Origin of the sequence: Cytobacillus sp. IB215316 (assembly GCF_033963865.1) — a bacterium.
Classification (GTDB): domain Bacteria; phylum Bacillota; class Bacilli; order Bacillales; family SM2101; genus Nanhaiella; species Nanhaiella sioensis.
On record NZ_JAXBMC010000031.1, the window covers coordinates 1 to 11123 of the forward strand.

General features: G+C 31.7%; 12 protein-coding genes and 1 other annotated feature. Of the genes, 5 read left to right on the forward strand and 7 right to left on the reverse strand.

The genetic code is table 11. From position 1 onward, the window contains the following. Positions 1-83: 83 nt before the first annotated feature. Positions 84-1325 carry a tyrosine--tRNA ligase gene (gene tyrS, locus SLH48_RS21725; protein ID WP_320259823.1) on the reverse strand — a complete coding sequence of 414 codons (1242 nt, stop codon included), beginning with the start codon at positions 1323-1325 and terminating at the stop codon, positions 84-86. Between the two features lie 39 nt (positions 1326-1364). Next, positions 1365-1575: a binding site (T-box leader), on the reverse strand. A 302-nt stretch (positions 1576-1877) separates the two neighbouring features. Between tyrS and SLH48_RS21730 the strand changes: the two genes are divergently transcribed. The 4 genes from SLH48_RS21730 (at position 1878) to SLH48_RS21745 (ending at position 4681) form a co-directional block, all read left to right on the forward strand. Then, complete coding sequence (locus SLH48_RS21730; RefSeq protein ID WP_320259825.1) at positions 1878-2342, forward strand: hypothetical protein; 465 nt, start codon at positions 1878-1880, stop codon at positions 2340-2342. A 364-nt stretch (positions 2343-2706) separates the two neighbouring features. Further along, complete coding sequence (locus SLH48_RS21735) at positions 2707-3090, forward strand: DUF3888 domain-containing protein (RefSeq protein WP_320259827.1); 384 nt, start codon at positions 2707-2709, stop codon at positions 3088-3090. A gap of 167 nt (positions 3091-3257) precedes the next feature. Further along, on the forward strand, positions 3258-3623 hold the full coding sequence (locus tag SLH48_RS21740; protein ID WP_320259828.1) for a DUF3888 domain-containing protein: 366 nt from the start codon (positions 3258-3260) through the stop codon (positions 3621-3623). A gap of 554 nt (positions 3624-4177) precedes the next feature. Further along, positions 4178-4681 (forward strand): hypothetical protein, encoded by a 504-nt coding sequence (locus SLH48_RS21745; RefSeq protein ID WP_320259829.1) that lies wholly within the window; start codon positions 4178-4180, stop codon positions 4679-4681. Positions 4682-4808: 127 nt separating this feature from the next. Here SLH48_RS21745 and SLH48_RS21750 read toward each other — a convergent pair whose 3' ends face one another. Beyond that, complete coding sequence (locus tag SLH48_RS21750) at positions 4809-5291, reverse strand: hypothetical protein (RefSeq protein ID WP_320259830.1); 483 nt, start codon at positions 5289-5291, stop codon at positions 4809-4811. 756 nt (positions 5292-6047) lie between these two features. On the opposite strand from SLH48_RS21750, the gene SLH48_RS21755 reads away from it, so the two are divergent. Then, positions 6048-6449 carry a hypothetical protein gene (locus SLH48_RS21755; RefSeq protein WP_320259831.1) on the forward strand — a complete coding sequence of 134 codons (402 nt, stop codon included), beginning with the start codon at positions 6048-6050 and terminating at the stop codon, positions 6447-6449. A 508-nt stretch (positions 6450-6957) separates the two neighbouring features. Here the strand turns inward: SLH48_RS21755 and SLH48_RS21760 are convergent. From SLH48_RS21760 to SLH48_RS21780, 5 genes are all read right to left on the reverse strand, one after another. Continuing rightward, positions 6958-7455, reverse strand: a complete 498-nt coding sequence (locus SLH48_RS21760; RefSeq protein ID WP_320259832.1) for a hypothetical protein — start codon at positions 7453-7455, stop codon at positions 6958-6960. Between the two features lie 267 nt (positions 7456-7722). Continuing rightward, positions 7723-8355, reverse strand: coding sequence for a hypothetical protein (locus SLH48_RS21765; RefSeq protein ID WP_320259833.1), 633 nt, complete (start codon positions 8353-8355; stop codon positions 7723-7725). A 69-nt stretch (positions 8356-8424) separates the two neighbouring features. After that, positions 8425-8895 carry a hypothetical protein gene (locus SLH48_RS21770; protein WP_320259834.1) on the reverse strand — a complete coding sequence of 157 codons (471 nt, stop codon included), beginning with the start codon at positions 8893-8895 and terminating at the stop codon, positions 8425-8427. Between the two features lie 223 nt (positions 8896-9118). Continuing rightward, complete coding sequence (locus SLH48_RS21775) at positions 9119-10144, reverse strand: serine hydrolase domain-containing protein (protein WP_320259835.1); 1026 nt, start codon at positions 10142-10144, stop codon at positions 9119-9121. A 130-nt stretch (positions 10145-10274) separates the two neighbouring features. Continuing rightward, positions 10275-10403 (reverse strand): hypothetical protein, encoded by a 129-nt coding sequence (locus SLH48_RS21780; protein ID WP_320259836.1) that lies wholly within the window; start codon positions 10401-10403, stop codon positions 10275-10277. Positions 10404-11123: the final 720 nt, after the last annotated feature.

Here is an 11123-nt window from a genome sequence, read left to right on the forward strand (position 1 = left end):
CGAGAAGAGCCATACATAAAGAAAGACGCTTTTCGGAATTATTTCTGAAAAGCGCCATATTGTTGAAGATAGACTTTACATATTTATACTTTTATTTTAACAAATTTCCTTTTCCCCACCTGGAGTATCATACCATCTTCGATATCAACTACAAGGTTTGAGTCATTTATCTTAGTGGTGTTAATCCTAATACCACCATTGTTAATCATTCTTCTAGCCTCACTTTTGGAGCTTTGCATCCTCAATTTAACCAATAATTCAACTATTGGTACCTTAAGAGATTCATTCCACTTTACTTCTGGTATGTCTTTAGGAATTGAACCTTTTTGGAATACTGTTCTAAAGTGTTCTTCTGATTTTTCTGAAGCTTCTTTACCATGAAATATATCTACTATAGTTTTACTTAAGTAGATTTTCGCATCCCTTGGATGGAGAGAACCGTCTTTTAACCCCTGAGATATTTGTTGCTTTTCCTCTATTGATAAGTCCGTTACTAGGTTAAAATATTTGAGTATTAAACTATCAGGTATTGACATAGTTTTTCCGAACATTTGGCTAGGTTCTTCTTCAATACCTATATAGTTGTTCTTTGATTTTGACATCTTTTCTACACCGTCTAGACCCTCTATTAATGGTAGCATCATCACCACTTGCTTTTCTTTTCCATAATGCTCTTGTAAATGTCTTCCCATTAAAACGTTAAAATGTTGATCAGTTCCACCTAACTCAACATCACTTTCTAAAACAACTGAATCATATCCCTGCATTAGAGGATAGAAAAATTCGTGAAGAGAAATTGGTTTCCCTGTAGCTATACGATTAGAGAAATCATTTCTCTCAATTAAACGTGCAACGGTTATTTTTGATGAAAGTTGAATTATATCTTCGAAATTCAGTGATGACAGCCATCTTGAATTGTAATATAACTCTACTTTATCCATATCCAATACTTTACTAAATTGATCAAAATATGTTTTAGCATTTTTCTTTACTTCTTCATCAGTTAATTGCTTTCTCTCTGCAGATTTACCAGTAGGATCTCCTATTTTACCAGTAAAATCACCTATAATTAATTGAACAATGTGCCCATTATTTTGAAATTGTTTCAGTTTATTCAATACAACAGTATGACCTAAATGAACATCAGGAGCTGAAGGATCTAAACCTAATTTAATTTTTAATGGCTCATTCTTTATTAAGGATCTTGAAATCTTATCTTTCAGTTCTGCTTCTGGAATAATTTCTTGAACCCCATTTTTGTATATTCTCAGTTGCCTCTCAACCTCCATTGCTTGTTCATGAGTAAGTTTCTCGACATTTCCCATTTATTCTTCCTCCTCTATATATAAAAAACCACGCCCCTAAAAAGGGACGTGGTTAACGCGGTACCACCCTTAATTGAAGATTCCTCTTCCTCTTATATCGAATAACGGCTCATCCGTTCTTTGCTAATTTGTGTTCACAAAGAAAGTTCAAGGAGGTAATTCGTTCTTATCTTTGTTCTGATTTCCACCAACCATCAGATCTCTATATACAGGGAGATAATAAACTACTAAATCCTATCATCACTTATGTTATTATTTTAATTTTTAATCATTTTACAGAATATATAATAATAAATCAACTTTATAAAAAAAATAATAACAAATCATTATTGATAAACACAATTCTATTACTGAAAAGCGCCATATTGTTGAGTAACATTTTCTTGTAGTCCAATAGTAAGTTAATCTTTAGCTTAGGACTATTCGACTCTTTAATCATTCTGTTTCCTAAAAATAATTGACGATGTAGACAGTTGCCAGTTGCACATTTTAGTAAACATACATTCACTAGTTAGAAGAGTCTCTCTTTAGAAAACGAAGGGAATGAACATAATGGCAAATTGTCAGTGCAAAGGTAATGACAACGAAATATTCTGTAGGTGCGAAAACACTCCTTTTACATTATTAGACGGTGGTCCGACTCCTTTTATGCCTATTATTTTAACAACCGACACGATAACAGTCACAGAAAAAGATTGGGTTGCAAAGGTTGATACTATGGTAGACATTCAAGCGTCTGTGGGAAATGGTGAAGTTGTTGATCTAAACTATGTAGTTGAGCGAATTACTGGTGGGGTTACTACAACATTATGTAACTATAATGTATTGGATGAAAGAGATAATCAATCTTATACATTAACCCCGAACAATACAGTTTGTGATCAACCACCACTGGGCTGTCATATGTATCGTCTATCAATTTTGGATAATGGAACTGGAGCATCTATGGTAACTCTTGACAACACTTGTCGCTGCATCAACGTCACTACTTTTCAAAAAGGTGAGCAAAGTAAATAAGTAATTTGTAGTAACCATAGTAAACATAACAAAACCCTTACTCAATGAGTAGGGATTTTTGTTATGGTCAAGATTGTCAATTCAAAGGTACAGTATATTATGTTTTTCCTCACTTAATGGTGAGGGCAATTTAAAATAGTAACCACTATGTCCATTGAAGTTACTACAATATTTGATTTATGGAATGTTGCTAAAAACATAGAGTAAGACGCTTTTCAGTATCATTTCTGAAAAGCGCCATATTGTCGAAGACTCGAGCCCCTTTTCGAATATTAATAAATGACAAAAAGATTAACTCAAAAGAAGAGAAAATTAAAGCTACATGGGGAAAATAAGGTAAAAATAATCGAGGGTGATATGACTTATGAAAAAAAGCCTTTTAATATTAATTACCTTCTTAACTCTATTCTCTCCCGTCCAAGCTGAAACCGTAACTGAAAATGATATACAGTTGCGTGATAACGTGATTCACATTTTGCTTTATCCCTTAATTGCAAAGGAATTGGAGAAGCAGTATGGCAAACCCCAACAATTTATGTGCCATAAAATTATCAGAATTGAAAAGCTACCCACAGGCACTTATATATTTAATGTTACTGTGCAGCTAATAACATTTGAAGGTGCTCACAGTCCTCCCAATGATTTAGTGACAATCACTCTTAGTAATGAAAAAACCCTAGAGTGGCATACTATTGATTTCAAACGAAAAAGATTAAAGCCAAATGAAATACCACCTAAATGCGATTGAAATAAGGTGTTTAATTAGTCCTACTGACGGATCTATATGTAATCTTATATGTTAGGTAGTCCTTTCCTACTGGAACCGAACCACCATTCCTCATTATGAGAAGTAAATTCAAGTACATTTTCATATTCCTTTTGAGGATAATATTTGTAAGAAAGGTGGTATAAATAATGAAGAAAAAATTAATTTCAGTTTTCCTTTTAGTCCTATTTTTAATCCCCACAACAGCAAATTATGCTGAAGATAATTATTACCATCCTGTTAAAAAATCTAATGAAGAACTGATGATGGATTTATTTTTAACCTTACTATTACCTGATATTAATAAAGCTGTTAATAATTATTACAAAGATTATCTCAAAACTAACACCACAGTTTATCCATACCAGATACAAATTGCAAAGATGGAAAGGATAGGAGGATATCGACGATTTGAATTTTTAATCACTATTGAAGTAACACCGGTTGTCGGAGCACATATTTCAGTTGGAAAAGATCAATTAACATTTTACATTTCTAGCGGTAAGTTAAGATGAAAGACTTTAAACATATAGAGACTCACAAGTTGCCTCCCCATTGGCAAGATATAATAATAAAGGAATTACCTTTATAAAGTAAGTGGTCCAGATAATGTGTAGAAAAAGCTAAATTATAATAAAAATAACTATAACTTCATGAAACCACAATGTCCATTGAGGTTACAAAATATCTTGGTTAAACATATTCCTCAAAACATACTGAAAGACGCTCTCCAGTATCATTTCCGAAAAGCGCCAGATTGCTGAATAATAAAATGAAATAGTCTTAAAAGAGAATAATAACAGTCTAAAAAAAGCATTCCGTTTGTTTAAGTACATTTATGCTCAATACTTAAACACTAATCAGTCCTCCTTGGAGTTCCCTGTTAAAAAACTAGACAAATTATGATCCAAAACAAAAGTTAAACTTGGTCCAGATTATTCCTTGTGTTTTCAAAAGTAACAATCTTACGAAAAGAGCCAAAAATCAATACAAATCGTTTGATAACGAATCAATAATAATTACAGGTAGAATAATACCTCTAAGAAAATAAACTTTAGAGGTGAATTTATTGCGATTTATAATACTTTTATTTTTACTATTACTATTTAATAATAATCCCGCAATAGCAGCCACAAAACACCCCAATCCTTTAGAAAGCCAGTTAATGTCTTTTATGACTGGTTTGCACGTACTCGAACCGAAACAAGCCGTAGAATTGTGGATATTAGGTGTGAATAACCGAAGCGGTGCTGTTCAATATGCGATGTTGTCCCCTTCGCTTCAGAAAGAATCAAGGATAAAATTTGAGCAAACTCACTGGGGGACAGGTCAGTCAAGCCCTTGGGTTAGTAATTTTCGTTTTACCAAAATAGAAAAGCTTAGCGAATCCAGAATGCGGTATACTGTTAAATATGAATTAGAGACATCATATGCAGGTTTTGGTAGTGGGCAGAAGATTATAACGGTGGAAAAGAATCTAGAACCATTTAGAGAGTATTGGTTTATTTCATCAATAACAACGAAATATAATCAATGGGAAGCATTTACCCCAGCCGAGACAGTTTTAAAATAGAGCATTGAAGTTTCTCCTTTTAATATCAAACGTTATACTTACCTAACCTATAGATAATCATATTTATTATGTTAGGACTTTATTGTTGAACTAACGCTACAAGTTAGCCCAATATTTATTAATTGACTCATTTACATTGGATGCGACTTTCTTCATCAGAAATACCTTTTTCAATTCTAACGTTGTTTATTTTCACACCATTTTCTGGAGTATCGGTCAACATAATATGAACCCTGTCATAAGGATCCTCATCATGATGAGCACTATAATTTAACGCACTTGCATTGATGATATGTCTCCTTATATCACCACTTATTCTTTCAATTTTATCTATTCTCGGACACATAATAAAGTCTGAATAAGTTTTATCAAGATAGCTAAAATACCTTGCATATAAAGTTTCTTCAAGTAACTCTTCTTTTGAAGGGCCCACACTTTCAAACTTCCACCCAACTAAAATCCAATCAAACAGTTCTAATGATTTCAATCGGACTTTCATTTGATTTTTGGTATATATCACTTCACCATCTGCTACTGTGCATTCCTTTGCTTGTTTTTTAGAAATACAATTATAGGCAGGTTCAATAGTTTCAACTTCCCCGCTTTTCATTTTAATTTTCAATTTAGAGATGGGGGTGTTGTTTGTTTCTAAGTCAGTTGGCCCTTCAACAGAGCTTGATGTGTTTATCCATTTTACTACCTTATCAATGGTTACTTCTTCATAAGTATACTTAAAAGTACGAGTATCTCCGTTTGAACGTTTTGCTTCGATGAATAAAACATCTTGTGCTTTTATCTTTGTTTGTAAACTTGCTAGAGCTAATTGCGTTGATGAGAGTAGTCCGATAAAAACTATATATATTATGATTTTCCAATATAATTTATTTATGGTATCAACACCTTTGGAAGTAGTTTGTGTGTAGTTTGACCTTCGACTAAAAATAAATTCTCCTAATTTAACTTTCTTTATTTTGTAACTGCTAGAGGTGATGGTAAGAGCTATGTTTACGCAAATTTCAATCTGAAATATGCTCAGTATGCCTTAACCGTTTTTCTTGTATAATTAGTGTGAGACATTTAAGGGTCTAGATGATAAAAAGCAACCTCCAATACAAAGATTGGGCATTACAGATAAGAAATTTAAGATTGAAGATATTTTATATATAAGATAATAACTGCAGATAATAACTTCTAAGTATGTTTACTAAAAGAATCAAGGGATGTGGTTATTATCAAGATAGTAAAAATCCTTGTCTTGTTTATTATTCTGACCTTCTCAATTTTCAACGGAGCTGAAGCTAACTACACAAGTGAAGAATTTCAAAGATCACTTTTTGACATTGGCTTTAAGGAGGTTAATGTTGCATTGCAAGAAAGTATAGACCACTTTAAAAGGGATATTGTATTGCCAGTACAAATACCTTCAATTGAATTCACACACAGTTTTGGAAGGTTTAGTGATTTGGAAGGAGTCATAAACGATGGATTTGAAATTGAATACCGGCATATAAATAAACCGAAAAATCACTATATGATTAGGGTCAGGCCAGTTAAATATGGATTACCAATTAGGAATGAGCATATTAAACAATCTTTCAAACTAATAGATGGAAGCAAGGCGATTTATAGTACAAATATCGCTAGGGGATTTAATTTATTGATATTCGAAAAAAACGGTTGGCAGTATATTCTTAATATCAATAAAGCTGTTTCAGATCAAGTAAAACCAGAAATATTATTAGAGATAGCAAACTCCTTAAGTCTATAATCAAAACTTCTTAAAAATCATTAGTTATTAAAACCGATGCTTTTTTGTGCTATTTCAATTGTTAATTTAATTGCTAAATTATATACAAAAAACTGGCTTGATGAGGCCAATTTTCTTCAAAATAATTAATACTAACTTTGATATATATAGGAAAATAAATTAACCCCACGAAAAAAACCATATACTTATACCTATGGTAAAAAATCATATTACTATATTGGCATTAAGCATAGTTGACGAATAACCCATAGGCCAATTACCTAACATGACTAACACTTTTCAGTATCATTTCTGAAAAGCCCGATTCGTATTATGAGGTCAGCGAGTAATTTTTCTGGCTGACCCATTTTAAATGGGTATTATCCTAAAGGAGTCAAGGTAGCCTTTACTATATTCTTGTGCCATATTGCTGAAAATCTGTTTGATTATTATGAGAATTGAAGTTTAACTCAAGAGCTGTCAACAAGACAACTGTAAAACTAATAACCTACAAGTATTTTAGCACGGATTAATAACTGTATTTCCCAAATTCAATCGTAGCTCTGTCATGACCACTAAACCAAACCATTAAATTTGGAGTCTCTAGAGAATTATCAATTGTTCCGAATCTAAAATCCATACCGAGCCAACCATGATATTGATCTTCCCTAGAATCATAATTACCACTAGCATATAATTGAGCCTTTTCCTTGTCCTTCCACAATGAAACGTATGGATAATATTCTTCATCAGAAAATTCAACTGCAGCTCTCATTACAAGCACTTCGGTAGAGGTAAGATTGTCATCGATATTAGGGACATATACGACAAATTCATTTTTTCGATTTTTTGAGTGGGTTGAGATGATTTCATATTTGAATGGAGGGAGCTCTAACATTTGATGAATTAATGAAAGTTCACTTAACTTATATTTAGTTTGTGAGTCTTTTTGTTCAACCTCTAATGTTTTGACATATTGAGAATTCACTTCATACTCTGAGGTCATTAATTCTAAGCGCTCTTTCATTTCTCCGTTTTCTTTTTGCAAATGGTACTATTCATAAAACATCCAAGCTATTAAACAAATAGAAATTGTAAAGAATAGTTTCACCAGCTTTCTTTTATTCATATAAGTTCCTCTCCCTCTTTACTAAACATATTCAGAGTAAAAACAATAAGCGTAAATTCTCTAATTAATTTAAAATTCATCTTTGCAAAATAGAACACTTTTATTGTTCCTAGAAAACGCCATTGGAAAAGGAAAGTTTTTACTAACTATTTAAGGTTCATTGGTTTACTTGTATTTTTCCTTTACATCTTTTTTTAGTTTGTTAAACCTTCCATACTCATCACCAAAATATTCAAGGTCTTTAATATCTTCATATTTTTCTACCTTATTCTGTTTTTTAGCTTCTTCCTGCTTTGATAAGTCATACTTTCCTTGAAACATGCCAACAATTACATATCCATGACTAGTTGAACTTTCTCTTAACAAGAGTACATAATTTCCTTTTTCATTTACAAGGTTATATCCTTCAATAGAAACAAATTGATCATTCTTAAAATAAGCTGGCTCAAAAACAGTAATTATATCTTTCTTATTTTTATCTCCTTTATAAACTTTTTTTATTTCAATTTCTGATTCTATTGTTGTTTGAACTAAATGACCGCCTTTGAAGAAATCTTTCTGGTCACGCTCTCCAGTATATTTCCCTTTAATTATTAAGTCAGCATATTCTTCAACTTCAGTGATGTCATCGTATAAGTCAAAGTCTGCCATTGATTTTACCACACTCGCATTATCGTTTACTAAAACGGTTTCTTCCTTAACAGAAACACCATTAGTAGATTCTCCTACACTATTACAGCCAGATAATAATATGGTAGATAACATAGTTAATATAGATAGTGATTTTATTAATCTCATTATATTCGACCTTTCTCTATAGATAATTATTAATCAGGATACTTCCATATCTGTTGTAGTAAAAACCTTCTAATTAGTCATAAGTTTAATTGATTTCTTATAAGTTGCAGTTAGGACAGTTATAAAAATACTAAGTAAACCGAGAATACAGTATATACTAGTAAAAAAAGGTAATCCAGCGTCCCCTCTAATAAACGCAATCGTCGAAGTAACACTAGAAATTGTTTTACTTATTGCCTCTTTATACATGGCACCAACTCCATAGATGATCACTTTTTCCAGTATCCAAGGAACTATGCTTACCAGTAACCCCACTTTATATGGCTTTGAGAAAAACTTTCTCACAAAGATCCCTGCACTTAGATATGGTATAACAATCAGAAAAAAACCAATAAATATTCCTGAAAGCCTCCAATCCTGGTCAATGGATCGTTGAAAGATCAACACAAAAAGTGTGGCTGACGCTAAATAGGTTAGTATATAAACTATAATCACTATTGTCCAACCAACAATTATATCCCCCATAGATGCTCTATTCACCTTTAACCCCCACAATGTTATTTTCTCCCTATGTATCCATATTTCTCCTAATGATTTTACACTATAGAACTAACAATTTGAACGTGAAAAAAGCAAACAAATAGAGACGCTTTTCAGTATTATTTCTGAAAAGCGCCATATTGTTGAATAGTTAAAAAATTAATGTATTGCCACAGTTCTAAGTTATTACTATTATACTCACTATTAAAAGATGCAAGATATATCAATGAAGTTCTTTAATAGCTGAAACAACTAAGTTTCCATAGGTATTAATATCCTCTAAGTAGCTATAATGTTCTTTTGGAGTCTCACATAAGCTATTATACATTCTAACCGCAACAGTAGTATATTTAGGTAACACAGTACAAGAGCAATTCGATGCACCAAGTATTTGAAATGATCCTTCAGGTAATTCAGAACTCATTTCATTATAACTACATGAAGTTTCACTATCTTTAATCCACCAGAGAAAACCGAATTTCGGATGTTTTTTAGGTAGATTACTTGGACTTTGAATTGTTGTTGAAAGTTCAAAAATCTCTTTGGCTAGTACTTGTTTATTATTAACCAATCCTTTATTCAAATGAAGATTACCCCAATAAGCTAATTCTCTAGCACTGACATATAGATTCCTATCCTCTCCAGACCTGGATCCTAGCCTAATAGTTGGGTAGTCTATATGTGAATGTATATCACACACTAGGGTGCTTTTTCCTTCTGTCATCCACCCAGTTTGGCTCCAATTGAGGGGTTGAAAAACTCTTTCTTTCAGCACTTGGGAAATAGTTTTCCCAGTCGAAATCTCATGAATTTTTGCCAATAAATCTGGTCTTTTTCCTTCAATGTTTGTTCCAATATTAAAGATACGACTTACTTTACCTCCATTAATTTTTAATCCCGTACATCGTGTTAATAAATGTCTAATGGTTGTCTCTCCTAATGTTTCGCTATCCAAATCATTAAAAAAGTCACATAATCTGTCATCTAAATTGAGATATCCCTCAAACACAGCTAATGCTAAAGCTAAGCCAACATAAGTTACCCTAGTTGAATAAACGTTAAATTGTGATGCACCATCTATCTTTCTCGCACCTTCTTCAAAATGATGTGTACCTGAATACCATTCGTGAATAATTTCATTATCCTTCATTATTACAAATGCAGAACCTGAGGAAGAGATTTGCTTTTGTACTCCTTCATTGTAACTATCAATAGCACCAAATATATTCTTATTAATTTTTGTATACATCCCCAACCTCCTTTTTATTACTTTTCAATAAATGTTTCTATCTTTTTATATAGAAAATTATCTATGATAAAAATTCCGAAAGACTTCAATTACCAAAGGAAATACACAGACCATTAACAATATAAATCCACTATATTGAAAAACAAACCACAACGACTTTATCTATTATATCTTCCCAAAAGAAAAAATGAGGGACAGGTAAAATTATCAATACAAATCCAGCTATAAACCCGTAAAAATATGTACGTTGCTTATCCATCTTAGTTCTCCTAATATATATTTACATTCAAACTCTTTAATTGTTTCCATTTTAGAAACTCACTAAATAACCACAATTAGACCTGTAAAAAACGTAAGTTTTTCCTGTATATCTATATTTACCCTCCTAATTGTACAATATAAGATTGGCAATTTGAACGAAGAAAAAGTAAACAAATAAAGACGCTTTTCAGAGTTATTTCTGAAAAGCGCCATATCGTATTATGATCTCAATCATTCATTTTCCTTATTATTTCGGTAACTGGTATACCCCTTTACTAGATTCTTGCGCCATATTGTGGAATAACGTTAACGGTTGATAATTAGTAAACACAACTCAGCATGTGTTTACTAACAACTCATGTTACAAAAACTTTATATGCAAGAAATTCGGGGAATAATTAAATTACCCCTCTTCAAAACCTTTATAATTCAACATTGTATTAAATCATGTATATTCGAATAAATTTCAAAGCTAAAAAAACTTTGATAAATCAAGGGTTTTTAGTAAGTATTGGTTCCTATAGTTGCTATTATGCAAACTAGTTTTGCATATGGTATCATATCTATGTATTTGTAAAAATATTAAGATTTATTATTATTTTACAATTCAACAAAATTATTCAAATAATCTCAAGGTTTTTGGAAAAAAGAGACATCATGAAAGATATATATTTAAAAATATTATTTATATTTAGAACTAAGATTTGATATATTCATT

Coding starts and splice junctions, on each gene's coding strand:
- tyrS (WP_320259823.1), bottom strand. CDS start 1,325: ATGGGAAATGTCGAGAAACTTACTCATGAACAAGCAATGGAGGTTGAG.
- SLH48_RS21730 (WP_320259825.1), top strand. CDS start 1,878: ATGGCAAATTGTCAGTGCAAAGGTAATGACAACGAAATATTCTGTAGG.
- SLH48_RS21735 (WP_320259827.1), top strand. CDS start 2,707: ATGAAAAAAAGCCTTTTAATATTAATTACCTTCTTAACTCTATTCTCT.
- SLH48_RS21740 (WP_320259828.1), top strand. CDS start 3,258: ATGAAGAAAAAATTAATTTCAGTTTTCCTTTTAGTCCTATTTTTAATC.
- SLH48_RS21750 (WP_320259830.1), bottom strand. CDS start 5,291: ATGAAAAGCGGGGAAGTTGAAACTATTGAACCTGCCTATAATTGTATT.
- SLH48_RS21760 (WP_320259832.1), bottom strand. CDS start 7,455: ATGAAAGAGCGCTTAGAATTAATGACCTCAGAGTATGAAGTGAATTCT.
- SLH48_RS21765 (WP_320259833.1), bottom strand. CDS start 8,355: ATGAGATTAATAAAATCACTATCTATATTAACTATGTTATCTACCATA.
- SLH48_RS21775 (WP_320259835.1), bottom strand. CDS start 10,144: ATGTATACAAAAATTAATAAGAATATATTTGGTGCTATTGATAGTTAC.
- SLH48_RS21780 (WP_320259836.1), bottom strand. CDS start 10,403: ATGGATAAGCAACGTACATATTTTTACGGGTTTATAGCTGGATTTGTA.